The following is a 24,923-nucleotide window of genomic DNA, read 5'->3' on the forward strand; positions in this document are numbered from 1 at the left end:
AATTGCTCCCATGACCACCAGAACCGACGCCCCCACCCGTCGCGAGCAGATCCTCAAGGAGGCCGCGCGGCTCTTCGCCGAGCGCGGCTTCCACGGTGTCGGCGTCGACGAGATAGGCGCCGCCGTGGGGATCAGCGGTCCCGGTCTCTACCGGCACTTCGCCGGCAAGGACGCGATGCTCGCCGAGCTGCTGGTCGGCATCAGTGGGCAGCTCCTGACGGGTGCGAAGCGGCGGCTGGCGGAGGCCGACGGGGGGCCGCCCGAGGCGGTCCTCGATTCGCTCATCGAGGGGCACATCGACTTCGCCCTGGACGACCGCCCCCTGATCACCCTGCACGACCGTGAGCTGGACCGCCTGCGCGACAGCGACCGCAAGCTGGTCCGCCAGCTCCAGCGCCAGTACGTCGAGCTGTGGGTGCAGGTGGTGCGCGAAGTCCACCCGGGCCTCACGGAGCCGGCCGCCCGCTCGGCCGTGCACTCGGTCTTCGGCCTGCTGAACTCCACGCCGCACCTTGGCCGCCCCGGCTCCCTCCCGGGTCGGACGGCCATGGCGGAGCTGCTGCACCGGATGGCGAGGGGGGCCTTCGGGGCCGCTGCTGCGCAGGAGTGACGAGCGTTACGGGGGGAGGGGTCTGGACGGGCTTCCCTACCCGCCGGTACGGTTGCCTGAGCAAGCGCTTAGCCGACTCGGATGCGTCCGGTGGGGCGCTGGGCACATCCGAAAGCACTCAGGTGGAGGTGACGGCGTGCGCCGTACGGTGTTCAACGAGGATCACGAGGCGTTCCGGGAGACCCTCCGTGCCTTCATCGAGGCCGAGGTCGTGCCCGTCTACGACGAGTGGCTCGCCGCGGGCCAGGCGCCGCGCGAGTTCTACTACAAGCTCGCCGAGCTCGGCGTCTTCGGCATCCGCGTCGACGAGGAGTACGGCGGCGCCGGCATCGACTCCTACAAGTTCGAGGCCGTCCTGTACGAGGAGACCGCCCGCGCGGGCATCACCTTCGGCGGCTCCGGCGTGCACGTGCTGCTCGGCCTGCCCTACATCAAGCTGCTCGCCACCGACGAGCAGAAGAAGCGCTACCTGCCGAAGTTCTGCTCCGGCGAGGAGATGTGGGCCATCGCGATGACCGAGCCGGGCACCGGCTCCGACCTCGCGGGCATGCGCACCACCGCCAAGCTCTCCGAGGACGGCACGCACTACGTCCTCAACGGCGCCAAGACCTTCATCACCGGCGGCGTCCACGCCGACCGCATGATCGTGTGCGCCCGTACGTCCTCCCCGACCAAGGAGGACCGCCGCCACGGCATCTCCCTCTTCGTCGTGGACACCAAGGCCGAGGGCTACTCGGTCGGCCGCAAGCTCGACAAGCTCGGCCTGAAGACCTCCGACACCGCCGAGCTGGCGTTCGTCGACGTCAAGGTGCCCGTCGAGGACCTCCTCGGCGAGGAGAACAAGGGCTTCTACTACCTCGGCCACAACCTCGCCTCCGAGCGCTGGGGCATCGCCTACGGCGCCTACGCGCAGGCCAAGGCGGCCATACGGTTCGCCAAGCAGTACGTGCAGGAGCGCGTCGTCTTCGGCCAGCCCGTCGCCGCCTTCCAGAACACCAAGTTCGAGCTGGCCGCCTGCCAGGCCGAGGTCGACGCGGCCGAGGCCGTCGCCGACCGCGCCACGGAGGCCCTCGACGCCGGTGAGCTGACACCCGCCGAGGCCGCCAGCGCCAAGCTGTTCTGCACCGAGGTCGCCCACCGCGTCATCGACCGCTGCCTCCAGCTGCACGGCGGCTACGGCTTCATGAACGAGTACCCGATCGCCCGCCTGTACGCGGACAACCGCGTCAACCGCATCTACGGCGGCACCAGCGAGATCATGAAGACGATCATCGCCAAGGACATGGGTCTGTAGGGACCGGGTCTGTAAAGCACCGGAAACCGCTGCACAGTACAACTGACCCCATGAGTCAGCCAGCACTTCAGTCTCTCCTCGATCTGCTCGACCTGGAGCAGATCGAGGAGAACATCTTCCGCGGCCAGTCCCGGCCCGCCATCGTCCCCCGGGTCTTCGGCGGGCAGGTCGCCGCCCAGGCGCTCGTCGCCGCCGGCCGGACGGTCTCCGCCGACCGACTGCCGCACTCCCTCCACGCGTACTTCCTGCGCATCGGCGACGCCGGCGCGCCCATCGTCTACACCGTGGAGCGGATGAACGACGGCCGCTCCTTCACCGCGCGCCGCGTCGTCGCCGTCCAGCACGGCCAGCCGATCTTCGCCCTCTCCGCGTCCTTCCAGCGGTACGAGGACGGCCTCGACCACCAGGCCCCGATGCCCGCCGCGCCCGACCCGGAGACCCTGCCGACCGCCGAGGAACGCCTCCCGGCGTACGGCCTCGACCCGGCCGTGGTGGAGAAGATGCTGGAGGCCCGCGCCGCCGTCGACCTGCGTCACGTGGAGGACCCGCCCTACGGCCGCTACGGCGAGCCCCGCGAACCCCACTCCCAGGTCTGGTTCCGCGCCAACGGCAAGCTCGACGGTGTTGTTGACGAACCCCTGCTGCACGTCGTGCTCGCCACCTACGTCTCCGACATGACGCTGCTCGACTCGATCCTGCTCGCGCACGGACGCGGCGGCTGGGCCGTCGGGGACGTCGTCGGCGCCTCGCTCGACCACGCCATGTGGTTCCACCGGCCCTTCCGCGCCGACGAATGGCTCCTGTACGACCAGGAGTCACCGTCGGCGGCGGCCGGCCGGGGCCTCGGCCAGGGCCGGATCTACACCCAGGACGGCCGACTCGCGATCTCCGTGATCCAGGAGGGTGTCGTCCGCGTCCCGAGAGGGCGGCCGAAAGAGCCGGCGGAGCCGAGGGAGCCGGGGGAGCCCGGGGCTACTCCCCGCTGAGCCCCGCCTGCTCCAGCAGGTACGCCGACATCGGGTCGTAGTGGCGCGGGCTGACCACGTGGTCGTCCAGGGGCACCACGACCTGGAGGGTGCCCTCGGACTCGCCGAGGAAGAGGGCCGGGTCGTTGGAGTCCGCGTACCCGACGGAATCGATGCCGAGCTGGCCGGCGCAGCCTGCCCACCCGTGGTCGGCGACGACCAGGTCGGGCAGCGGGTGCCCGGCGCCCTCCAGGCCCCGCAGGATGGCGCGCATCGGCTCGGGGGAGTGGGTGTGCCACAGGGTGGCGCCGTGTTCGAGGACGGCCACGTCCGCGAACTGCATGACGTACCCCTCCTCCGTCTGCAGGCCGTCCGGGATGACGACGATCTCGCAGCCGGCCGCGCGCAGTGCCCGCGCGGTCTCGCTGTGCACCTGCAGCAGGCCGCCGGGGTGTCCGGTGGCCAGCAGCACGCGCTGCCCGCCCTCCGCCGCCTTGCGCAGCCGCGCCGCCATGCGCTCCAGCGCGTCGACCGTCAGATCCGGGTCGATGGTGTCCTGGCCGTAGCGGTGCCCCGGGTCGTCGTTCACACCGACGCGCTCCGCCATCACGGCCAGCACGTCCTGCTCATCGGTCCAGCGGTCCCCGAGCTCCAGGCCGAGCCAGTAGTGGCGGTTGCCGTTGGCCAGTTCGCGGTAGTGGGAGAGGTTGTTCTCGCGCGGCGTGGCGACGTCGCCCGCGATACGCGTCCGTACGAGGTGCTCGACGAGCTCGGCGCGGCTGGGGGTCCCGGATATCGGCATGCGTCCATTGTGAGGCAGACGACAGCGGGAGTCGCGGGCGTCCCGCCCGCTGCGACCCGCGTCACTCCGCACGGCGTTCGGGGAGCACCGCCTCGACCGTGGCGATCCGTCGGGCGAGGTCACCGGCGGGAACGTCGACCAGCTCGTGGCCGAAGGCGCGGTAGGTGTCCTCGTGGATCCGCTCGAACTCCAACGACTGCCGGAAACTGATGCGGCGTGCGGCGGTGGGTTCGCAGAACCCCAGGTTGCGGACGAAGAACACCTGCCGTTCGTAAACACCCTGGGTGGTGACCCGTTCGACCTCTGCGGTCAGCGCCGAGGACGGCACCCGGCCCTGGTAGGTGGCGAGCGCGAGCGTGCACAGCGGCGAACGGTCGTACAGCTGCACGGCGTCGGCCGTCGGGGCCGTCAACTGCCGCCGCTTCTGCAGCGCGACGATCTCGTCGACGAACGACTCCCGGGTCCACGGCTCGTCCTCGCCGCGCGCCTGCGCCCACGCGATGACATCGGTGGCGGCCTCCTCGACGACCGTGTGACCGCATGCGGCCAGGCCCCGCAGGAGGGTCGTCTTGCCCGCGCCGGGAGTGCCGGTGAGTACGTATCTGCGCATGCCGCCCAGGCTAGGTTCCCCTCGGCCGCGGCTGCTCGCCGCACGCGGCTCTCGTCTCACCCGTCGCGCAGCGCGAACCACAACTCCATGCGGACGTCCGGGTCGTCGAGGTCCGCCGCCAGCAACGTGGCGCAGCGGGCGATGCGTTGGCGGACCGTGTTGCGGTGGACGGACAGGGCGACGGCCGTGCGGTCCCAACTGCCGTGCAGGGACAGCCAGGTGCGCAGGGTCTCGGTGAGCGCGGCGGCGCCCGGGGCGGCGGTGACCGGGGCCAGCAGGGCCTCGGCGTGGGCGGTCGCCTCGTCCGGCGGCACGAGTCGGGCCAGCGTCGTCGGGAGGCCGTGCCGGACCAGCGCCGTCCGGGTGGCCCTGGCGCGGGCCAGCGCGCGGGCCGCCTGCACGTCGGCGGTCGGCCACGCGTGCGGCTCGGCGGGGGCGCTGACGCCGCAGATCCAGCCCGGCTGCTCGGCGATCTCGCGGTCGGCGGGGACGAGGACGCGTACGACGTCGCCGTGGGCGTCGACCAGGGGCGAGCCGAGAGCGGCTCCGAGCGAGGCCGCGGCGAGGGCCTCCGGCCGGGGGGTGCCGTCGGTGAGGCGGGCGTGGACGACGTGCCAGTGGGTGCCTGGGCCCAGGAGGGGCGCGGCCTCCTGCGGTTCGGCGCCGAGCAGGAGTCGGACCAGGGCCGAGGTGCGGGCCGCGCCGGTGCCGATCTGGCGTTCGCCGGTGAGGAGGGAGAGGAGCACGGCGGCGACCGAGGCGATGGTGTGGTCGCCGGGGGCCCGGTGCGCGGTGGCCACGCCGAGGGTGAAGCCGTTGCCTCCGGTGGTGAGGGTGTAGGCGGCGAGGTGGGTGCCGTTGACCGTGTCGGTCGCGGAGGTGGGGGGTGGCGTGCGCGGGGAGGGGGAGGGGGAGAGGGGCTGGGGTGCGTTGGCGGGTGCGGGTGCGTGGGGGCTGGTCGCGCCCACGCGGCGGAGCCGCATATGACGCGGCCCCGCGCCCCTGGGTGGGCCGGGGCGGACCACGGTTGCCAGGGCTGCCAGGCCTTGGTGGACGGGTTCGCCGTACTCCCGCCCTGCCGCTGCCAGTTCCGTGCCCTCCGGGCCGTACAGGACCGCTCGGCCCGAGACGCGCCGGGCCAGTTGGCGCAGGACCGCGTGGACCGGGTCGGGGCGGGACGCGGCTGCCGCCAGGGCCTGCTGGGCCTCTGTCACGCGGCGGAGCTCGGCGTGGCGGGCGAGGGCCATCAGCTGCCAGACCGCGCGGGCCACGCCCGAGAAGGTCGTCCGCGGCGGGACCTCGATCAGGGGCAGGCCGTAGGAGTCGCAGGACGCGACCAGGGCTCTGGGGACGCTGTCGTGGACCGGGGCGACGCCGAAGCCGAGGGCCGCGCCGCCCGCCGCGACGATGCGTGAGACGTAGTCGTCGAAGTAGGTGCCCGACCCGGCCGCCTCCGGGATGTGGACGCCGGCTGTGAGCAGCAGCTCGCCGCCGAGCAGATACGGATACGGGTCCGACATCTCCGAGGTGTGCGCCCAGTGGACCGCCGCGCCCGCGTCCACCGGCCCGGCGATCTGCCGCAGGCCCAGGTCGTCGCGGGCCAGCAGCGCGGAGAGGAGGACGGGCGGGGTGGGCGGGACCGACGGGGCCGGTGGGGCGGACGGGTCCGGCATGGTGTGCGTTCCTTCCATCCGGCACGGCTCCAATGGATGAAACGTACACTTCGCAGTCGCTTTCCGGCCACCTAGTGTCAGTGCCCATCACCCGCCACCGAGCGTGCGCGAAGGAGGCCTCTCACCATGGCCGTCGACTACACCGTGATCGTCCTCTATCTGGCCGGAATGCTGGCCATGGGCTGGTGGGGCATGCGCCGCGCCAGGTCGAAGAGCGAGTTCCTGGTCGCCGGGCGCCGGCTCGGCCCCACGATGTACTCCGGCACCATGGCGGCCATCGTCCTCGGCGGCGCCTCCACCATCGGCGGGGTCGGGCTGGGCTACCGGTACGGGCTGTCCGGCGCGTGGATGGTGTTCACCATCGGGCTGGGGCTGCTCGCCCTCTCCGTCTTCTTCTCGGCCCGGATCGCCCGGCTGAAGGTCTACACGGTCTCCGAGATGCTCGACCTGCGCTACGGCGGCCGGGCGGGCGTGATCTCCGGGCTCGTCATGTGGGCGTACACCCTCATGCTGGCCGTCACCTCCACCATCGCCTACGCCACGATCTTCGACGTCCTGTTCGACATGAACCGCACGCTCGCGATCGTCCTCGGCGGCTCGATCGTCGTCGCCTACTCGACGCTGGGCGGCATGTGGTCGATCACGCTGACGGACATGGTCCAGTTCGTGGTGAAGACGGTCGGTGTGCTGCTGCTCCTGCTCCCCATCGCGGTCGTCAAGGCCGGTGGGTTCGGTGAGATGCGGGACGCGCTCCCCACCTCGTACTTCGACCCGCTGGGCATCGGCGGCGAGACGATCTTCACCTACGTCCTGATCTACACGTTCGGCATGCTCATCGGACAGGACATCTGGCAGCGCGTGTTCACCGCCCGCAGCGACCGGACCGCCAAGTGGGGCGGCACGGTCGCGGGCACCTACTGCCTGGCGTACGCCCTCGCCGGCGCCGTCATCGGCACGGCGGCCAAGGTGCTGTTCCCCGACCTGGCCAACGCCGACGACGCCTTCGCGACCGTCGTGAAGGAGGAACTCCCGCTCGGCGTACGGGGGCTGGTGCTCGCCGCCGCCCTGGCCGCCGTGATGTCGACCTCCTCCGGCGCCCTCATCGCCTGCGCCACCGTCGCCAACAACGACATCTGGTCGCGGCTGCGGGGGCGGACCGCCGACGGCGACCACGACGAGGTACGGGGCAACCGCGCCTTCATCCTCGTCATGGGGCTCGCCGTCATCGCCACGGCGATCGCCCTCAACAACGTCGTCGAGGCGCTGACGGTGGCGTACAACCTCCTCGTCGGCGGACTCCTCGTGCCGATCCTCGGCGGGCTGCTGTGGCGGCGCGGCACCGCTCAGGGCGCCCTCGCCTCGGTGGTCGTCGGCGGCCTCGCGGTCATCGGCCTGATGGCGTCCTACGGCATCCTCGCCAACGAGCCCGTCTACTACGGCCTGCTCTCCTCCCTGGCCGCGTACGTCGCCGTCTCCCTGGCGACCCCGGCGACCGACGCCGCCGTGCTCGACGCCTGGCGCGAGCGTCTGGCCGGGCGGACCCCCGAACTTGTGACCGAACCCGTACCGACTCACCAGTAGAGTCGTCAGCAAGCACCACATACGCGACGAAGCGTAGGAAAGAAGGCTTCACCCCATGAGCAGTGCCCAGACGCCCCGCGGCCCCGTCGACTCCTCCCGTGTCCCCCGGTACGCCGGGCCCGCGACCTACGCCCGGCTGCCGCGCCTGGACGAGGTGGGCCGGGCCGACGTCGCGGTCGTGGGCGTGCCCTTCGACTCGGGTGTCTCCTACCGGCCGGGCGCCCGCTTCGGTGGCAACGCGATCCGTGAGGCGTCCCGGCTGCTGCGCCCCTACAACCCGGCCCAGGACGCCTCCCCCTTCGCCCTCGCCCAGGTCGCGGACGCCGGTGACATCGCCGCCAACCCGTTCAACATCAACGAGGCGGTGGAGACGGTCGAGGCGGCCGCGGACGAGCTGCTCGGGACCGGGGCCCGGCTGATGACCCTCGGCGGCGACCACACCATCGCCCTGCCGCTGCTGCGGTCGGTCGCCAAGAAGCACGGCCCCGTGGCGCTGCTCCACTTCGACGCGCACCTCGACACCTGGGACACGTACTTCGGCGCCGAGTACACGCACGGCACCCCGTTCCGGCGGGCGGTCGAGGAGGGGATCCTGGACACGTCCGCCCTCTCCCACGTGGGCACGCGCGGGCCGCTGTACGGCAAGCAGGACCTCACCGACGACGAGAAGATGGGCTTCGGCATCGTCACGTCGGCGGACGTGATGCGGCGCGGGGTGGACGAGATCGCCGACCAGCTGCGGCAGCGGATCGGGGACCGCCCCCTCTACATCTCCATCGACATCGACTGCCTCGACCCGGCCCACGCGCCGGGCACGGGGACCCCGGAGGCGGGCGGCATGACCTCCCGCGAACTCCTTGAGATCCTGCGGGGCCTCGCCTCCTGCCACCTGGTCTCCGCCGACGTGGTCGAGGTGGCGCCCGCGTACGATCACGCCGAGATCACCGCGGTGGCCGCCTCGCACACGGCGTACGAACTCACCACCATCATGTCCCGCCAGATCGCCGCGGCCCGTACGGAGAACGCGGGCCAGTGATCCGCGACAAGGAGAAGAAGGAGAAGGCAGCGCAGTGACCCACGACCACGACCTGGTACTCCGCCCGTCGGCCGCCCAGACGGAGGCCGCGCTGAACCCTCCCCCCGGCCGCAACGGCGGGGACCTGGTCGTGGAGACGCTGGCCGGGCTCGGCGCGACGACGGTCTTCGGGCTGCCCGGCCAGCACGCGCTGCCGCTGTTCGACGCGCTGCGCCGCTCCGACCTGCGCTACCTCGGGCTCCGCGTGGAGAACAACGCCGGGTTCGCGGCGGACGCGTACGGCCGAATCACCGGCGAGGCGGCCCCGCTGCTGCTGTCGACCGGGCCGGGCGCGCTGACGTCACTGGCCGCGCTCCAGGAGGCGGCGGCGGCCTCGGCGCCGGTGCTGGCGATCAGCAGCCAGGTTCCGACCGCCGGCCTGGGCGGGGGCCGCCGCGGCTACCTACACGAACTCACCGACCAGGCCGCCTCGTTCAGGGGCGTGGTGAAGTCCGTCCACACGGTCCGTACGCAGTCGCAGATCCCGTCCGCGATCGAGGCGGCCTGGAAGTCGGCGCTGTCGGCCCCGCACGGCCCGGTGTGGGTGGAGATCCCGCAGGACGTGCTGACGGCCGAGACCCTGATCCCGGTGGTGACGGGCGGCGACGCCTTCCCTGAGGAGCTGCCCCCGCGCCCCGAACTGACCGCGCTGGCCGCCCACCTGCTGTCCACCGCCGCCCGCCCGGCGATCATCGCGGGCGGCGGGGTCGTCCGGGCCGACGCCTCGGGCAAGCTGCGGCAGCTCGCGGAGCGGCTGTCGGCGCCGGTCGTGACGACGTACGGGGGGAAGGGCGCGTTCCCGTGGACGCACCCCCTGTCCCTCCAGTCCTGGATCGAGGACCGCCACACCACCGACTTCCTGGAGGACGCGGACGTCCTGCTGGTGGTCGGCTCGGGGCTGGGTGAACTGTCCTCGAACTACCACACGTTCGCGCCGCGCGGCCGGGTGATCCAGATCGAGGCGGACCTCGGGAAGCTGGAGTCCAACCACCCGGCGCTCGGCATCCACGCGGACGCGCGCCTGGCGCTGACGGCGCTGCTGGAGACGATCGAGGAGCCGCGGGAGGACGCGTCGGCGCCGGAGCGGGTACGGGAAGTGCTCGGGAAGGTCCGTGAGCGCATCGACGCGCAGCAACTCACCCTGGAACAGGACCTGCTGGCGTCCGTCCGCCGAGCCCTGCCGCCCCGCGCGCCCTCCTTCTGGGACATGACGATCCTGTCCTACTGGGCCTGGGCCGCGTTCGACCCCGAGGGCCCCAACACCATGCACTCCGCCCAGGGTTCGGGCGGCCTCGGCTACGCCTTTCCGGCCGCCCTCGGCGCGGCGGCGGCCGACCCCACCCACCCGGTGCTGGCCGTCTCCGGCGACGGCGGCGCGCTCTACTCGATCGCCGAGCTGGCCACCGCCCGGCAGTACGGCCTGAACGTCACCTGGCTGATCGTCGACGACGGCGGCTACGGCATCCTGCGCGAGTACATGACCGACGCGTACGGCGAGGCGACCGGCACGGAGCTGTCCCGCCCCGACTACGTGGCCCTGGCGGAGTCGTTCGGGGTGCCGGGCGTACGGACGACCCCGGAGACCCTGGAAACGGACCTGGCGAAGGCCCTGACCTCCCCGGGCCCGTCGGTGCTGGTCCTGCCGGCGGTGCTGCGGATGTTCGCGCCGACTCACCTGGGCTCGGGCTGATCACCCGATCGGCTGTTCGCGGTGACCTGCACGGGATATGTTCCGTGCGGTCACAGGCGTTCCGGTCGGGCCGATGTCAGAAGCGGCCACTACTCTGAGCCCGGAGAGGAGGACAGCGTGCTGCTGAGGTTCCGCGTCGCGAACGTACGGTCCCTGCGAGACGAGCAGGAGCTGTCCTTCGTCGCGCCGGGCGACGAGCAGGGTGGATCGGCGAACCCGGTGGATCTCGCGGGTGGCGGATCCGTCTCCGTACTCCCCCTGATCGGCATTTTCGGGGCCAACGCCTCAGGTAAGTCGAACGTGCTGACCGCGATGACCGACATGCGCAACGCGGTCCTCAACTCCTATGCGCGCTGGGCCTCTTACGACGGCATCCCGCGCCAGGTCTTCGCCCTGGACCCCAAGAGCGAGAGCGAACCCGCCTTCTTCGAGGTCGACGTCGTCATCGACTCGGTCCGCTGGACGTACGGCTTTGAGCTCAGTGCCACCCGCGTCGAGTCCGAATGGCTGCACAGCTACCCGCTCGGCCGCCGCCAGGAATGGCTCGACCGCGACGCCTCCCGGTCGGATGTCTTCAGGTGGCCCGGCGGACGGGTCAGGGACCGAGCCCAGCTCGTACGGCGTACGCGGCCGAACGCACTGCTGCTCTCCACGGCCGGCACGGACAACCACCCCAGCTCTCCCCGCTCTTCCACTGGTTCCGCCGCAACTTCTGGATGATCAACCCGGAGGCCGAGCGGGACGAGCGCGCGCGGTACACCACGAGGGAACTGTCCGGTCCGAGGGCCACCAGGATCCAGGAGCTGCTGAGGGTCGCCGACCTCGGCATCACCGGAGCGACGGTCGTCCAGGACGGCCCGGGTCAGGACGCGGTGAAGCTGACGCACCATTCGGCCGCCGGGGACGTGTCCTTCGACTGGCAGGAGGAGTCCTACGGCACCCGGTCCTGGTTCGCCCTCCTCGGTCCGCTGCTCCTCGCCCTCGACGAAGGCGCGGTCCTGCTCGTCGACGAACTCGACGCCAGCCTGCACTCCCGCTTCGCAGCCGAGGTCGTCCGGCTCTTCCACGACCCGTACGCGAATCCCAAGGGCGCTCAGTTGGTCTTCACGTCGCACGACGCGACGGTGCTCACCACCCCGAGCGGTGAGCGGCTCCTCGACCCGGCGCAGGTGTGGCTGACGGAGAAAGACAAGGACGGGGCAACCGCGCTGTATCCGCTCACCGATGCGGAGCCGGGCGAGGACGAGGACCTCACGCAGTCCTATCTCGCGGGGGCCTTCGGCGGGGTTCCGGCCCTTCTGGAGGGGCAGATCGCGCGACGGCTGCTGGTGGCGCGCGAGGCCGGCACGTACGACGAGACAGGCGAGCGAGCGGACGGGGCGGGGCGCGACTGATGGGGCGGGCGCAAAAGGGCAGGGACTCGTGGGAGCGTCCGGCCCGGCGGGGTGGACAGCGCAAGCGCCAGGTCTTCATCTTCACCGAGGGCAAGGTGACCGAGCCCTCGTATCTCGACATCCTCAAGGACCAGGGCGTCCCTCTCGCAGGCGAAGTCCCGGTGGAGATGCACATCGCCAACCGCAGGGCCGACAGCGGACGCAAGCCGCTCGACCTCGTCGAGCAGGCGATCAGTCTGAAGCGCGAAGAGGATCGCAAGGCGAAGCGGGCCAAGCTGGAGGCGAAGTACCTGCCTCAGGTCTGGTGCCTCTTCGACCACGACAACTACAAGTACGTCCGCGACGCACTGGAGCAGGCGAAGGCGGCGGGCATCGGAGTCGCTTTCTCGCATCCGTGCTTCGAGGTGTGGCGCCTCGCGCACTACAGGTGACGTGTCCTCGGCTCGGCGTGGCGTGATTTGGCGTGCTTCTCAGCACCTGAATGACGCTGGACTGGCCGTGAGTAGGGTCTTTCCAGCAGGAACGGTTGTTGTGACCATTGCGGCAACCATTGGAGAAACGGCCATTTTGGGGCTGCCTATGTGCTTTCCTGGCAGCGTCGTGGGCGTGGTGGCCAACGATGGTGTTGATCCTCGTTTTCTCGAAATCTGCTTGCATCGGGTGAAGAGCGACCTGGAAGGGAAGGCACCTCAGAGCGCTCAGCGGAATATCAACCTTCAAGATCTGCGACCTTTGACCGTACCCGATGTCTCCCGTAGCGCTCAGGCTGCTCTGGTGAGTCTATGGGAGACCTATCGAGACCAAGTTGCCGCGATGAAGGACGAGTCGGTCAAGCTTCGTAGCCTCAAGCAGGAGCTTACGGATGACCCGCTGTCCGGACGGGTTGCGGCAACTACTGTGGCGGCTTGAACGAAGGAACATCAGGGCCTCGCTATGGGCGAGCCTGCACTATCGCCCGCGAAATGTGCCGACCCTCTCGACAAGTTCTGCGAGCTCACGCCGCCTTGGCCGCGGCCACGCCCCGCGCACGAAGCGCAAGCTCCCGCACGGGCACGGCAGTTGGGTGTCGGCGCAGTTCCGCGCTCATCGCCCGGAAGTGGTCGTCACCGCGATTGGATGAGACGTGTTCGTACTCGTCCAGGAAACGTGACCAACTCTCGCAGGCCGCGTCCAAGTGGCCGACACGTAGCTGACGTTGCGCTAGGAGCGCGTAGGCGTGTACGCGGCCTTGGCGTTCCTGTTTCGGCTGGAGTCGGATCGACTGTTTCAGGGCCTTGATCGAGCCTGCGAAATCCTTCTCCTCGTACAGGACGTGCGAGACGTGGAAGAGGTAGGCGGTCTGGTCGTAGCCGCCGATCGCATCCCTGTTGTTGTCAGCCTTCGACAGTGCGTCCTCCGCTTCCCTCAGGCGGGCGTGGGCTTGTTGCTTCAGCCCCACCATGGACGCGGAGTGGGCCTGCTGGCCGCGTAGGAACGCCACGAGACGTGGACCCGCAGAGGGGGCTGCTTCTGCTGCAGAGTCCGCGAGTTCCAAGGCCTTGGGGCCGTAGCCCAGGTTGGAGGCCTGGAGGGACATGCCGCGTAGGGTCCTGCAGTAGGTGACGTGGTCCTCCGCCTCGCGCGCCAGGCCAAGGGCTTGGACGTAGTAGCGCTGTCCGAGACCGTGGGCCTTCTCGTACATGGCCATCCAGCCTGTCAGATACGTGAGGTCGGACGCGGCGGCCAGCATGTCCCTGCGGACCGGTTCCGTGGCCTGTGCCTGGAGCCAGGGGCCGACGGTGTTGACGAGGAACGCGGACGCCATGGGCATCGCGTGCCCGGCACCGAGTTCGTCGAGGATGTCCGCGATCCGGTCGGTCATGGTGCGAATCGACTGCACTTGTGAAGAGCCGATGCGAACGGTTCTCTTGCCAGGCGTCACCGATGCGTCCGCCGCTCGTGCGGGGAGGGCGAATGCCGGAACCGACAGTGCGGCGGAGAAGACCGTGGCAGCCAGCACGCTGCGGCGGGACGGATCCATGGTTGCCCTTCCGAGGTCGATCAACTCCTCGACAGTGTCAGCGCTTTGGGAGCCCATGAGTGACGGTGCAGGTTCCAGGCCGGTTTCCGCGTGGGTGACGGGGCGTCCCAGCCGTGCCGAGAGGGCCTCGACGATCAGCGCCCTGGCCTCAGGTTTTGGCTGGACCCCTGCAATCCAGTGTGCGACTGCGGTGCGGTCGTACGTGAGGTCGAGTCCTGCCTGAGGGCCGAGGCGGTTCACCTGCTGTGCGAGCTGGGTCCTGGTCCATCGTGCCTGGTCAAGCAGGTTGTCCAGGGCGCGGTTGGGGGTGCGCTTCCGTGCCATGTCCTCAACTCCCGACGGCTTGCATGGTGTTCAACGACGGCGTTCACGGTGTTCACGGTCCCACCGTCTCTCAACGGTACCTGCGGAGGGTGTCCGAGCGGTTACCTCTTGCACATGCGCCGAGTGATCTCGGCCGAAAGCAAGGACCCCCGCGACCGCTTGCGACGGCCCGGGGGCATGGCCCTCAACCACTGTGGAGTTGAGAACGTGTTGCACCTTATCGCTCGCTTCGTCGAGTCGCTGCTGCGACTGCTGTGGCCCCCCTCCGGGCGGCACCGCCAACGCCAGCGGAACCGGCACCGCGCAGGGGAAGGGGTGCGGGCCAACCCCGTACCAGCCACCCCCGTCGCACCCCGCCGTCGCCCCTCCCCGCACGAGGCCATCCTCCGTGGCGAGGACTCCCCGCTCGTTCGCCCCTACCTCCTCGCCCACGAACAACGCGTGCAGGCCAAGCAGCAACGCGCCCGCCGTCGGACCCTGTGGCTCGCCGTGCACGGTATCGACGTAGGGCCACGGCACATCCATGGTGTCGACGTGGGCTCTCGCCGAATCCGGGGCGACAAGGTGGTCGCCGCATGATCTACGAGAGCCACGACATCGCCGCCACCACAACCACCCGCCCCCGCCTCCTCCCCTGGTCCAGCCCCGACGGCAACCCCTGCTACCTCGTCGCCGACGCCTCCCGCACCGGTCCTCTCTCCCGCGTCGCCGACAACGTCGAGGCCGTCCAGCTCGGCATGGCCGGCGACCTTCTCGGCCATGCCGCCGATCTCCTGGACGACGCCAAGGCCACCGCGCCTCAACTCCGGTTCCTCACGGCCCGATTGACCGAATCCCTGCACGACGTGCACCGCATCGCCCGCAGCCGGGGCGCCCGCCTTCCCGTCCCGGACGACGATGACGACGAGGTTTCTGAGGACGATTCCGGCGCCTGACCACCCACCTCCGCCGAGCGTGCGGACGTACCGGCGCAAAGTTCCGTACGTCCGCACGATCGTGCACGTCCCGTGCCTCGCTCCCTTCCCCTCACCCCGCCCCCTGGACGCAGAATGGATGTGACGGGGAGGTCCTCGACGAAAAGTTCGCCGACCTCGTCCGGGACCGCACCCTCAAGGAGGAGGCCGAGCTTCTCGCGAAGTGGCCCACCGAGCGGGACGTCGCCGAGTCCGTTCCCATGATCGAGGCGAAGGCCGAGGACATGCTGGAGCACTGGGTGACCACGGTGCTGCCCGGCGGCTTCAAGGCACAGGTCGCCGCCGTCAGCCGGAAGGCGGCCGTGCAGTACCACCACGCCCTGCGCAAGGCGCGTGACGAACTGCTGGCGCAGTTGGCCGAGTTCGACCCGGAGTCGGTGACGGGTACACCACTGGAGAAGCTGTCCGTCAGGCAGCGCTATCTCCACCAGGCTTACCAGTTCAGGGCGTTGCTGCGGCGGATCGACTTCGTTCCCGTCATCTCCCCCGGTGTTCGTCCGCGCGCACCGGGACTGGCTGCTGACCAAGCGGCGGGAGCGGGAGCGCACTCGCCCGCTCAGCCCCGTCAAGCAGCTCGCCGACGGAGAGGTCTTCCGCTACCTGGGGCGGACGTATCGGCTGGCCGTTTCCGGTGAGGAGGGGGCGGGCGGAGGGGTCCGGCTGATCGCGGGGCGGCTCGTCATGGGCCTGGATCTGGCGGCGGAGCCGCAGGCGGGTCGGGCGGCGCTGGTCGACTGGTACTGCCGGGCCGGCCGGAACTGGACGGGACAGCGGCTTCAGCCCTGGGCGGCCCGCATGGGGGTGACCGAGCCGGAACTCGACGTACGGGACCTGGGAGACCGGTGGGGTTCATACCGGCCGCCGCAGGCCGGGGCGGGCGTCAAGGGGCTGATGAGTCTCGGGTGGCCGCTCTTCCAGCTGCCCATGCACCTGATCGACTACGTCATCGCCCATGAACTGGCCCACGTGAAAGTGTCCGGGCACCGGGAGGACTTCTGGCGGCTGCTGCGGACCGCGCTGCCCGAGTACGAAGAGCGGCGGGCAGACCTCGACGAGCTGGGGCGGCGACTCTGGATGGGCGACATTCGGTCGTGATCTTGTACGTGGTGCGGCGCGCGTACCCGGCACCGCCGGGCACGCGCGCCGCTGTCGGTCCCGGCGCGGGCCGAGGTCCTCGGCGCGGAGCGACCGGTCCTCACGCATGGCGGCCGGTCCCGGCGCCCAGCGACAGGCCCAGCGCGCGGCGACCGGTCCCCGCGCGGAGCGGCACGCTCAGCGCAGTGTCGCTCCGAACATCGCGTCCGTGACCGGGCCCGCCACGTCGCCGGGACCGAAGGCGAGGGCCGACGTGGTGGTCAGGCCGGTGGTGGTGCCGGGGAGGACCCAGACGGCGCCGTTGTCGCTGTTCTCGGCGGGGGCGCCCACGGCCAGGTCGGGGTGACCGTTGCCGTTGAAGTCCAGCAGGGCCGTCGTGGTGCCGAACTTGTCCTCCGCCTCGGCGACTCCGGGGACCCCGGCGGTGTTCTGGTGGAAGACCTTGGTGCCGGCGCCCGTGACACCGGAGGCGGTGCCGGGGACGAGGGCGACCGAGCCCGCGTTGGTGATGTCCGTGACGTCCTCGTAGGCGATGCCGAGCGCGATGTCGGCGTACCCGTCGCCGGTGACGTCGGCGACCGAGACCGCCGAGCCCACCAGGTCGCCGTCCTCCTGCGCGCCGGGGAAGCCGGGCAGGCTCTGGTCGAAGGTCTGGACGTTCGACTCGGACGTGCCGGTGGGCGAGCCGTAGGCCACGCGGACCTGGTCGGACCAGCCGTCCGCGCCCACGACCACGTCGTCGTAGCCGTCACCGTTCACGTCTCCGATGCCGGTGCCGGCCGGGTCGCGGCTCGTGTCGTCACCGGGTGTGAAGCCGCGGGTGAAGCCCGAAGCGCCGCCCAGGAGCAGGCGGTTGCCCCACGTGCCGTCGCCCGTGTAGTGCCACTGGACGATGTCGTCCCGGCCGTCGCCGTTGACGTCGCCGACCTGGCCGGAGACGACCGGGCCGGTGATGGAGGACGGCCCGTCCTCGCAGCCCCCGCCGGTCGCGCAGGACGCGTCGTCCTCCTCCCAGCCCCACCACAGGGACTTGTCGAGGAGGTTCAGTACGGCGGCCGGCTTGCCCGCGCGGGAGATCGGGCCCTTCCACAGGGCCGCCGGCGCGCCCTCGGGGTCGTCGCCGCCGACGGACTGCGCCGAGAACAGCGCGAGATCGGTCTTGCCGTCGCCGTCGAAGTCGCCCGCCTGCGGGGCCGCCCCGTACTGGGCGATGCTCGTCCCGCCGGTCAGCCCGGTCGACGAACCCCAGAGGACCACCGAGCCCGCCGTGCCGCCCGCGATCACCAGGTCGCCGTAGCCGTCCCCGTCCAGGTCGCCTTTGGTGAAGGTCGAGCCGAAGCGCTGGTTGGCGGTGGCGGAGCCGGGCACACCGCTCGTCGAGCGGCTGATCAGCTTCTTCTTGGTGGGGGAGATGCCGCTCTTCGAGCCGTACAGGACGGCCACGTAGCCCGCCTTGGCCTTCGAGGACACCGTGGCGTTCGGGGCGCCGACGACCAGGTCGGCGTACCCGTCACCGTTGAAGTCGTCCGCCACACCCACCTCCGCGGGGGCGGCCGAGGCCGTGCCCAGCGACAGTGCGGTCAGGCCTCCGGCCAGCAGTACCACCGCTGCCAAGGGGGCGCTCACGCGTGCCGTACGGGTGCGTCGTGCTGCTGCTCGTGCTCGTGACATGCACGTGCCTTTCGGGTCGGTGGAGATCCTGCTCCGGCGGGCGGAACCGCCGCGTCCATGTAGTCCGACTCGACAAGGAGTTCGTCGGTTGTGCGTCCGAATGTCATGAGTACGTAACTGAACGGCGGACCCCCGGCCCGTGCGGTCCGGGGGCTCACCGTGCTCACCGCGCTCGGCGTGCGGCTACCAGATCGCCTCGACCCACTCCGGGTGGTCGATGAACGGGTTCCGGTTGCCCTGGTAGTCGCTGTAGATGAGGTCGTTGCGGCGCTCCTCGAAGGAGTCCGGCGGGTCCTCGTCGTTCCAGGCCTTCAGGACGGACAGGCGGCCGTGGAAGCGGGTGCCGCCGTTGTTGACGGAGTCGTTGGGCTCCAGGTTGGGCCAGCCGTCGTCGCCCTCGTACCGGACGGCCATGTAGAGGATCATGCGGGCCACGTCGCCCTTGACCGCGTCCCGGGGCTCGAAGGAGTTCGAGTCGACGAGGCTGCCGCCGCTGTTGGTGAAGCTGCTGCCGCCGTTGTCGAAGTCGAGGTTGCCGCGTCGGGCGTTGACCGCCACGTCCTCGGGGCGCAGGTGGTGCAGGTCGGTACCGGGGCCGGCGGAGGTGCCGAAGTCGCCGTGCGACTGGGCCCACACGTGCTCGCGGTTCCAGTTGCCGGAGCTGCCGCCGTTGAGGGACTTGCTGCGCGAGATGCCGCTGTAGAGCAGCTTCACGTTGTTGCTGTTGTTGGGGTCCTGGTCGGTGACCTTCAGCGCGTTCCAGACCGCCGAGTACGAGATGGTCGTGTGACCGTCGATGATCGAGTGCAGCGAGGACTTCAGGGCCGTACCGGACTTGCCGATCGCGCTCGCGTAGTACGTGTCGTCGTACGCGGTCGTCGTCGCCGAGGCGGGGGTGGCGGTGGCTGCCGGGAGGACGATACCGACGAGCACGGCCGACGTCGCGAGAGCGACCGACTTCCAACTGCGTATCCGCGCAGCGGGCATGAGGGGTGTCCCTTCCCAGAGGGCCGCGCAGGACGAGGAGTTGGTTCGGGGAGTCTCGTTCTACGCGGGTTGACTGTGTGGGTAACCGAGAGATTGGCATGGACGGGTCAGTCGAGGTGTTACAAGTGGAAGGCGATCCGATGACGATTCGGCCAATGGGGCAACTCTTGTGCCTCAACCCCCCTTCACCTGCCTCGATTCAAGGGGAGACCCTCATTGACGTGCGGATTTCGGCGTGCTGGGTCGGTGAGCGGTCTTGCGTAGTTGTCGGGTGCAGAGCAACCTCAACGGGGGATGAACGGTCTTCTTCAGGGGGGTGACGTCTGGTGTGATCCCGGTCTGCCGACCGGCCCGCCCACCTGCACGCCCACCTGCCCGTCGACTTGTCCGTCCGTCCGTCCGCCCGCCCGCCCGTCCGCCCGTCCGTCCGTCCGATCGTTCGTCCGCCCGTCCGTCTGTCCGTTTGCGGGTCCATTCCGTCCCGTCAGTCCCGTCCGTCGTCCACCCGTCGGCACCCACACCGGAAAGTCATGTTGCCCACCAAGAAGAGATCCGGCCGCTCGCACGAGACGACGGCCGGATAATTGATATCCATATTCTCGCGGGCGCTCCCGCGAATACGCAGCACGGTCGCGTCCGTCAAGTGGCGTCGGCCGAGGGTGATTCTGTGGATCGCGGCGGTGGTCGTGGGAATCGGATTCATGCTCGCGCTGGAGGTCGCCGCACGGGGATACGGTGTGCCGGGGCCGATCACCAATCAGGCGGGCGAGGTGATATTCGCCCCGAAATCAGGGCCGTTGCTCTACGCCAGTATGGCGTTGACGATGGTGGTGCTCACCTGGCGCGAACGGTTCATCGCGGCGGGTGTCGCCGTCGGAATCGATATCGTCTTCTTTCTGGTCAGATGGTTTCTCGACGCCAAAATGATGTTCGGCAACGGCGCGCTGTGGGTGATCCTGGGCTGCGCGGTCGTCGCCGTCACCCGCCGCACCGGCCGTGAACGAGCGCTCCTGCTGAAAGGCGTCGGGCTCGGTCTGCTCCTGGTCGCCGGCCGCAAGACGGGCGACGCCTGGCTGCTGATCACGTCCAAGACGCGGCCCATGGTGCTCGACCAGTACCTCGCCACCGCCGACCACGCGTTGGGCAACCCCTCGTGGCTGGTGGGCCGGCTGGTCAGGGCCACCGGGCCCGTCGGCACCCATCTGCTCGACTGGGTCTACATCCAGCTCGCGGTGGCGGCGGTCATCGTGACGCTCTACCAGCTGCGGCACGTGGCGGCCGAACGGCGCTTCCCGCGCCACCACCTGGTGCGCACCTTTCTGGTGATCGGCCTCCTCGGGCCGAGCATCTACATGATCTTCCCGGTGGTCGGACCGGTCTTCGCCTACGGCACGGGCGCGTTCGGCACCGGCGGCGAGCACTGGGCCCTGGCCGACATCTGGCCCGACACGCCACCGTCGCTCACCACGCCGCACCCGATGGTGTACGACGAGATCACCCCGCGCAATTGCATGCCCAGCCTCCACACGGCGTGGGCCACCGCGATATTCATCCACTCGCGCCGGGGCCCGCGCGCTCTGCGATACGCGGGAACCTTCTGGCTGATCGCCACGCTTTCCGCGACGCTGGGATTCGGATATCACTACGGCGTGGATCTCATCGCCGGTGTCGTCTTCACCCTCACGATCGAGGCGGCGCTGCGGGCGTACGACCGCGGCTGGGACCGGGCGGGAATCGCGCTCGTCGTCCATGGTGCGGCCGTGTTCGTGGGGCTTCTGCTGGCGTATCGCTATCTGCCGGTGGAAATGGCCCGACACCCGTGGGTGTACGGGCCGCTTCTCCTTATGGTGATGGGCTCGGTCGTATACGGCTACGTTCGTGTCGACCGACGCTGGACGCCGGAAGCCGCGTCGCCGCGACAGCCGGAGCGGCGGGCGGAACGGCATCCTGAGCTGGTGTGAGCGGGCGGAGGGAGCGGCGGCCCCGGCGAGGGCTCAGCCCTTGAGCCGCTCCCGCAGCTCGTCGACATCGGTGAGGAACCATGTCTGACGGTTCCGGTTGCACTCCCGGACGAAGTCGCGCAGGGCCGAACTGGCCTCCGTGTGCCGGGAGATGTCGCCGACGACGGCGAGGCCGACGCGGTACTGCACGAACTTCTGGATGATGTCGCCCGCGACGCGGGTGCTCAGTCGGAAGAACCGCTCGTCGAACCGCTCGACGGGGACGGCGACCCATGCGGCGCCCTGGTACCCGGCATCACCGACGAGGTCCAGGGCGTCACCCTCACCCCCGATCACCCCACCCTCGGCGTCACACATCAGCACGGGCACGTCGTGGATCGTCTGCAGGGTGGTGGTCATGGGGCGAGGCTACTGTCACTTCATCAGCGTGTCGTGGGCGGCGTAAGCGGCGGACTGGGTGTGGTACCCCGAGAGGAAATCGAGCTGGGAACTCGTGTCCAGATAGTCGGGCAACCTGCCGCTGGGCGGAACGAAGTCCGCTATCGCGCGGAACACCTCGCCGGCGGCCTTCCCGTGCTTGGGACCACGGGTGCGCGCGGCCAGCAACTGCTCACCCGCCTTCTTCAGCTGTTCACGCAACGCCGGGCCGGGACGCTGCTTGGCCTGGCTCAGGAAGCTGTCGTTCCCCAGCCGCCGGTCGCGCTTGCCGATGGCCTGCAGCGTGTGCAGCGTCGCGTAGAGCTGACCGCACAGGTAGGCGGGGGAGGGCTGTGTGTCGGCCAATCCGGCTCTCCTTCTCCATCGGGCCCGACGGGCTTCTCCCCCCCTCCCTACCCCGACCCGGGGACAACGGAACTGGGGGCAGGGGAACCGGGGGCAAGGGAACTGATGTACAACTATCGATCGTCGTCGCGAGTCGACTGGGGTGAATCCGTCAGAAGCGGGTTCCAGTCGCACAGGGGGATGGGACAGGTTTGATGACTCACCGGATATCGGGGGTATCCCGGGTGTCGCCGGCGTCCAGGCGGACGCGTGTGGTCGCGGCGGGGCTCGGGGCCGGCATGGTCCTCACGTCGGCGGCGGCGGCGTTCGCGCCCGCCGCGGTCGCCGCACCGCAGGTCACGTGTACGTCGAAGCAGGCCGGGCTGGCCGAGAAGCTGCAGAAGGACATCACGGCGGCGCTGGCGAAGCGGAAGGGCACGGTGGCGGTCGGCCTGTACGACCGGGCGACCAACACCACCTGCACGCTGCGCGGGGACACCGCCTTCGACTCGGCCAGCGTCGTGAAGGTGACCGTGCTCGCCGCGCTGCTGTACGACGCCAAGAAGACGAACAGGTATCTCACCGACCGTGAGACCAAGCTCGCCACCGCCATGATCACCAAGTCGGACAACGCCTCCACCAGCACCCTGTGGAAGCAGCTCGGCGTCAAGAAGATCAAGGCGTTCCTCACGGTCGCCAAGATGACGCAGACCAAGCCCGGCGCGAACAACTACTGGGGCCTCACCCAGATCACCGTCCGCGACGAGCAGCGGCTGCTCGCCCTGCTCACCGCGAAGAACACGGTCCTGAGCGACAACGCGCGCGCGTACGTCCTCAAGCTGATGAACAAGGTCGTCTCCTCGCAGCGCTGGGGCACCCCGGCCGGGGCGCCCTCGACCGTGAAGGTGCACGTCAAGAACGGGTGGCTGTCCCGCGCCACGCACGGCTGGCGGGTGCACAGCGTCGGCACGTTCAACGGCGGCGGACGGGACTACACGATCACCGTCCTCACCCACGGCAACCCCGACATGCAGTACGGCGTGAACACGATCCAGGCCGTCTCCAAGGCCATCCACAAGGATCTCGTGCCCGCCCCGAAGAGCTCCTCGGGCACGGCGAGTGCGCAGCGGTACGAGCCCACGGATCGGCCGCAGGAAGCGACGGTGCCGGTGCCGGAGGGCGCCTCATAGCTCGGGGTTGCGGGCGCGTCGGCGGCTGCGGGCCCGGTGGGGCTTCTCGCGCAGTTCCCCGCGCCCCTGGAAAGGCAGGGGCTGCGCCCGTTGCCTTTCCAGGGGGCAGCGCCCGATGACATCCGGACGTTCACGGCGAGGCCATCCGCGGCTCACCGGCGTCGCCCTACCGTGACGCCATGCCTCTGAGAAGCCTCGTCGCGACCCTCACCGCCGGTCTGGCGGCGGCGGCCACCACGCTCGCCGCCGCCGGACCCGTCCACGCCGACTCGGCGCGCGGCCACGCCTGTTCGTCGTCCGTGTCGATCGAGAAGTACTCCGACGCCCTCGACAAGACGACGTACGCGGGCACCTTCGTCGGGAACCTCTCCGGCCTCGCCGTCGACCGCGACGGCTCGCTCCTCGCCGTCTCCGACCGGTCGGCCCTCTTCACCCTCGACCGCCGCACGCTCGCACCGGAGGGCGTCCTGCCGCTCGCCACACAGAGCGACGCCGCACTCGACTCCGAGGCGGTCGCCGTCGACCGGGACGGCACCCTGCTCGTCGCCTCCGAGACCGAGCCGACCGTACGGCGCTACGACCGGCGGGGGCGGATCCTGGGCAGCCTGCCCGTGCCCGACGAGCTGGCGGTCGCCCCGGCCGGTCGGGCGGTCGCCAACCAGACCTTCGAGGGGCTCACCCTCCTGCCCGGCGGACGCACCCTGCTCGCCTCGATGGAGGGCACCCTCACCGGGGACACCGCCGGGGTGGTCCGTCTGCAGACATGGCAACGGCACGGCGGCGCAGCGGAGTTCAGGCTCTCCGCGCAGTACGGCTACCGAGTGGACGCCGGCCTCGGGGTCGTCGAGGTGGCCGGCCTCCCGGGCGGACGGCTGCTCGTGCTGGAGCGCGGATTCACCGCCGGGGTCGGCAACACGGTCCGCCTCTACGCCGCCGACACGCGCCGCGCGATCGACCTTCGCCGCACGACCGCCACCGGTCGGACGAGCAGCACCCTTCGCGTGACCGACACCGACGGCGTGCGGCTCGTCCGCAAGACGTTGCTCGCCGATCTCGTGGACTGCCCCAGCCTCGGCGCCACGGCCAAGCAGCCCCAGCCGAACCCGCTGCTCGACAACATCGAGGGCATGACCGTCACCGGGGCCGCACGGCCCGGCGGGCGGCTGGAGGTGCTGCTGGTCAGCGACGACAACCAGAACACCGTCCAGACCACCCGCTTCTACTCCCTCTCCCTCTCGCTCCCCCTCCGGATCCGGACCGTCTGAGGCACGCCCGGACGCCGGTGTGGGTGACGCGCGCCGGCGGTCGGATCCTCGGCGCCCGGCTCCGCCACCGGCGTCGGGCCGTCAACTCCGCTGTTCGCAGCCGCAGTCGGTCGTCGCGCCGTCCTCCAGCAGCCCGCTCCTCGCCGTGAGATAGGCGAGCTGGGCACGGCTGTTGCTGTCTGGTTCCTCTCCATCGGCTTCATGGTCGGCATCCCGCTGCACATGGAGGAGTACGCGTCCGGGTGAGCCCCGTCGGCCCCCTTCTGGATCACGGGGCTGACGGTGCTGGTGCTCCAGTACCCCCTGTTCAAGTTCCTGATCAAGCACCTGCGCCCGGGGGCCGTGACGGCGCTCGGTCTGGCGGGCGTGACGGTCGCCTTCACCGCGTTCGGCGCGGGCCGCACCGTCCCCTGGGTGGCCGTGGGCTGCCTCACCGTGGTGCTGGGCGAGATCCTCTTCGTCCCCTCCTTCGACATCTGGGTCGCCCGCAAGGTCCCGGCGGACCGCCTCGCCAAGGCCATGGGCGCGATGCACTTCTTCCGCAGCGCCGGCAACATGATCGGCTCCCTGCTGGCGGGCATCCTCTTCGACCTGGCCCTGTCCTGGGACGTCCCGAGCGCGAACTGGTACATCGCCGCGCTGATCGCCGCCGGGTGCGCCGCGATCTGTCTGTTCAGCGGGGACGAGACGGCTGCCGCCGTCGAGACCGCGGAGGAGGAGCGGGAGGGGGCTGCGGCGTAGGGCGCCTCATAGCTCGGGGCCGACTGCTCGGAGGGCGGGTGCGGCTCCGGTGGGGCTTCTCGCGCAGTTCCCCGCGCCCCTGAAAAGCAGGGGCTGCGCCCCGTGCTTCTCACCCGGCAGCCTTGTCGACTCTCAGGCCCGCAGGGCCTGGTCTTTCAGGGGCACGGGGAACTGCGCGAGAAGCCCCACGCACCCGCACCCGCCCTCCGAACAGTCGGCCCCGAGCTACTAGGCGCCCC

At 70.4% G+C, this 24,923-nt stretch carries 26 protein-coding genes; 18 read left to right on the forward strand and 8 right to left on the reverse strand.

From position 1 onward, the window contains the following. Window positions 1-10: 10 nt before the first annotated feature. The 3 genes from P8T65_RS29510 (at window position 11) to P8T65_RS29520 (ending at window position 2,890) form a co-directional block, all read left to right on the forward strand. Window positions 11-610, forward strand: coding sequence for a TetR/AcrR family transcriptional regulator (locus P8T65_RS29510; RefSeq protein ID WP_316728210.1), 600 nt, complete (start codon window positions 11-13; stop codon window positions 608-610). Between the two features lie 136 nt (window positions 611-746). Next, window positions 747-1,904, forward strand: a complete 1,158-nt coding sequence (locus tag P8T65_RS29515) for an acyl-CoA dehydrogenase family protein (protein ID WP_316728211.1) — start codon at window positions 747-749, stop codon at window positions 1,902-1,904. A gap of 50 nt (window positions 1,905-1,954) precedes the next feature. Further along, window positions 1,955-2,890 carry an acyl-CoA thioesterase II gene (locus P8T65_RS29520; protein ID WP_316728212.1) on the forward strand — a complete coding sequence of 312 codons (936 nt, stop codon included), beginning with the start codon at window positions 1,955-1,957 and terminating at the stop codon, window positions 2,888-2,890. Here P8T65_RS29520 and P8T65_RS29525 read toward each other — a convergent pair. The 3 genes from P8T65_RS29525 to P8T65_RS29535 all read right to left on the reverse strand — a co-directional run bounded on the left by P8T65_RS29525 (window position 2,877) and on the right by P8T65_RS29535 (window position 5,972). Beyond that, window positions 2,877-3,671, reverse strand: a complete 795-nt coding sequence (locus P8T65_RS29525; protein WP_316728214.1) for a phosphatase — start codon at window positions 3,669-3,671, stop codon at window positions 2,877-2,879. The genes P8T65_RS29520 and P8T65_RS29525 overlap by 14 nt on opposite strands. 61 nt (window positions 3,672-3,732) lie before the next feature. Then, on the reverse strand, window positions 3,733-4,281 hold the full coding sequence (locus P8T65_RS29530) for an AAA family ATPase (RefSeq protein ID WP_316728215.1): 549 nt from the start codon (window positions 4,279-4,281) through the stop codon (window positions 3,733-3,735). Window positions 4,282-4,337: 56 nt separating this feature from the next. After that, complete coding sequence (locus P8T65_RS29535) at window positions 4,338-5,972, reverse strand: PucR family transcriptional regulator ligand-binding domain-containing protein (protein WP_399100694.1); 1,635 nt, start codon at window positions 5,970-5,972, stop codon at window positions 4,338-4,340. Window positions 5,973-6,080: 108 nt separating this feature from the next. Here P8T65_RS29535 and P8T65_RS29540 point away from each other — a divergent pair, with 108 nt between their 5' ends. From P8T65_RS29540 to P8T65_RS29565, 7 genes are all read left to right on the forward strand, one after another. After that, window positions 6,081-7,535, forward strand: coding sequence for a sodium:solute symporter (locus P8T65_RS29540; RefSeq protein WP_316728217.1), 1,455 nt, complete (start codon window positions 6,081-6,083; stop codon window positions 7,533-7,535). 55 nt (window positions 7,536-7,590) lie between these two features. Continuing rightward, a complete protein-coding gene (speB, locus tag P8T65_RS29545) occupies window positions 7,591-8,571 on the forward strand; it encodes an agmatinase (RefSeq protein ID WP_316728218.1) in 981 nt (326 codons plus the stop codon). 34 nt (window positions 8,572-8,605) lie between these two features. Further along, complete coding sequence (locus P8T65_RS29550) at window positions 8,606-10,300, forward strand: thiamine pyrophosphate-binding protein (protein ID WP_316728219.1); 1,695 nt, start codon at window positions 8,606-8,608, stop codon at window positions 10,298-10,300. A 117-nt stretch (window positions 10,301-10,417) separates the two neighbouring features. Beyond that, window positions 10,418-11,020 carry an ATP/GTP-binding protein gene (locus tag P8T65_RS47390; RefSeq protein ID WP_399100700.1) on the forward strand — a complete coding sequence of 201 codons (603 nt, stop codon included), beginning with the start codon at window positions 10,418-10,420 and terminating at the stop codon, window positions 11,018-11,020. Further along, window positions 11,017-11,694: an ATP/GTP-binding protein gene (locus P8T65_RS47395; RefSeq protein ID WP_399100704.1), complete on the forward strand. Its 678-nt coding sequence runs from the start codon at window positions 11,017-11,019 to the stop codon at window positions 11,692-11,694. The genes P8T65_RS47390 and P8T65_RS47395 overlap by 4 nt, the downstream gene beginning before the upstream one ends. After that, window positions 11,694-12,125 carry an RloB family protein gene (locus P8T65_RS29560; RefSeq protein ID WP_316728220.1) on the forward strand — a complete coding sequence of 144 codons (432 nt, stop codon included), beginning with the start codon at window positions 11,694-11,696 and terminating at the stop codon, window positions 12,123-12,125. The genes P8T65_RS47395 and P8T65_RS29560 overlap by 1 nt, the downstream gene beginning before the upstream one ends. 100 nt (window positions 12,126-12,225) lie before the next feature. Then, entirely contained in the window at window positions 12,226-12,603 is a 378-nt protein-coding gene (locus P8T65_RS29565; RefSeq protein WP_316728221.1) for a hypothetical protein, read from the forward strand. 85 nt (window positions 12,604-12,688) lie between these two features. Here P8T65_RS29565 and P8T65_RS29570 read toward each other — a convergent pair whose 3' ends face one another. Next, a complete protein-coding gene (locus P8T65_RS29570; RefSeq protein ID WP_316728222.1) occupies window positions 12,689-14,038 on the reverse strand; it encodes a hypothetical protein in 1,350 nt (449 codons plus the stop codon). Window positions 14,039-14,245: 207 nt separating this feature from the next. Between P8T65_RS29570 and P8T65_RS29575 the strand changes: the two genes are divergently transcribed. The 4 genes from P8T65_RS29575 (at window position 14,246) to P8T65_RS29590 (ending at window position 16,107) form a co-directional block, all read left to right on the forward strand. Beyond that, window positions 14,246-14,617, forward strand: coding sequence for a hypothetical protein (locus tag P8T65_RS29575; RefSeq protein WP_316728223.1), 372 nt, complete (start codon window positions 14,246-14,248; stop codon window positions 14,615-14,617). Then, entirely contained in the window at window positions 14,614-14,973 is a 360-nt protein-coding gene (locus P8T65_RS29580; RefSeq protein ID WP_316728224.1) for a hypothetical protein, read from the forward strand. The genes P8T65_RS29575 and P8T65_RS29580 overlap by 4 nt, the downstream gene beginning before the upstream one ends. Window positions 14,974-15,212: 239 nt before the next feature. Next, a complete protein-coding gene (locus tag P8T65_RS29585; RefSeq protein ID WP_316728225.1) occupies window positions 15,213-15,647 on the forward strand; it encodes a hypothetical protein in 435 nt (144 codons plus the stop codon). Then, complete coding sequence (locus P8T65_RS29590) at window positions 15,532-16,107, forward strand: YgjP-like metallopeptidase domain-containing protein (RefSeq protein WP_316731780.1); 576 nt, start codon at window positions 15,532-15,534, stop codon at window positions 16,105-16,107. The genes P8T65_RS29585 and P8T65_RS29590 overlap by 116 nt, the downstream gene beginning before the upstream one ends. 177 nt (window positions 16,108-16,284) lie before the next feature. Here P8T65_RS29590 and P8T65_RS29595 read toward each other — a convergent pair whose 3' ends face one another. Both P8T65_RS29595 and P8T65_RS29600 read right to left on the reverse strand, forming a co-directional pair. Next, entirely contained in the window at window positions 16,285-17,778 is a 1,494-nt protein-coding gene (locus tag P8T65_RS29595) for an FG-GAP-like repeat-containing protein (protein ID WP_316728226.1), read from the reverse strand. 183 nt (window positions 17,779-17,961) lie between these two features. Then, entirely contained in the window at window positions 17,962-18,765 is an 804-nt protein-coding gene (locus P8T65_RS29600; protein WP_316728227.1) for an endonuclease, read from the reverse strand. 701 nt (window positions 18,766-19,466) lie between these two features. Here P8T65_RS29600 and P8T65_RS29605 point away from each other — a divergent pair. Continuing rightward, window positions 19,467-20,726, forward strand: a complete 1,260-nt coding sequence (locus tag P8T65_RS29605; protein WP_316728228.1) for a phosphatase PAP2 family protein — start codon at window positions 19,467-19,469, stop codon at window positions 20,724-20,726. Window positions 20,727-20,759: 33 nt separating this feature from the next. Here the strand turns inward: P8T65_RS29605 and P8T65_RS29610 are convergent, their stop codons facing one another. Next, on the reverse strand, window positions 20,760-21,125 hold the full coding sequence (locus P8T65_RS29610; RefSeq protein ID WP_316728229.1) for a DUF4180 domain-containing protein: 366 nt from the start codon (window positions 21,123-21,125) through the stop codon (window positions 20,760-20,762). A 15-nt stretch (window positions 21,126-21,140) separates the two neighbouring features. Further along, a complete protein-coding gene (locus P8T65_RS29615; RefSeq protein WP_316728230.1) occupies window positions 21,141-21,509 on the reverse strand; it encodes a type I-C CRISPR-associated protein Cas8c/Csd1 in 369 nt (122 codons plus the stop codon). Window positions 21,510-21,703: 194 nt separating this feature from the next. Here P8T65_RS29615 and P8T65_RS29620 point away from each other — a divergent pair, with 194 nt between their 5' ends. The 3 genes from P8T65_RS29620 (at window position 21,704) to P8T65_RS29630 (ending at window position 24,684) form a co-directional block, all read left to right on the forward strand. Further along, a complete protein-coding gene (locus P8T65_RS29620; protein ID WP_399100713.1) occupies window positions 21,704-22,678 on the forward strand; it encodes a serine hydrolase in 975 nt (324 codons plus the stop codon). Between the two features lie 179 nt (window positions 22,679-22,857). Next, entirely contained in the window at window positions 22,858-23,943 is a 1,086-nt protein-coding gene (locus tag P8T65_RS29625) for an esterase-like activity of phytase family protein (protein ID WP_316728231.1), read from the forward strand. A gap of 282 nt (window positions 23,944-24,225) precedes the next feature. Beyond that, window positions 24,226-24,684 carry an MFS transporter gene (locus P8T65_RS29630; protein WP_316728232.1) on the forward strand — a complete coding sequence of 153 codons (459 nt, stop codon included), beginning with the start codon at window positions 24,226-24,228 and terminating at the stop codon, window positions 24,682-24,684. The last annotated feature ends 239 nt before the right edge of the window (window positions 24,685-24,923 follow it).

The organism is Streptomyces sp. 11x1 (genome assembly GCF_032598905.1).
GTDB lineage: Bacteria > Actinomycetota > Actinomycetes > Streptomycetales > Streptomycetaceae > Streptomyces.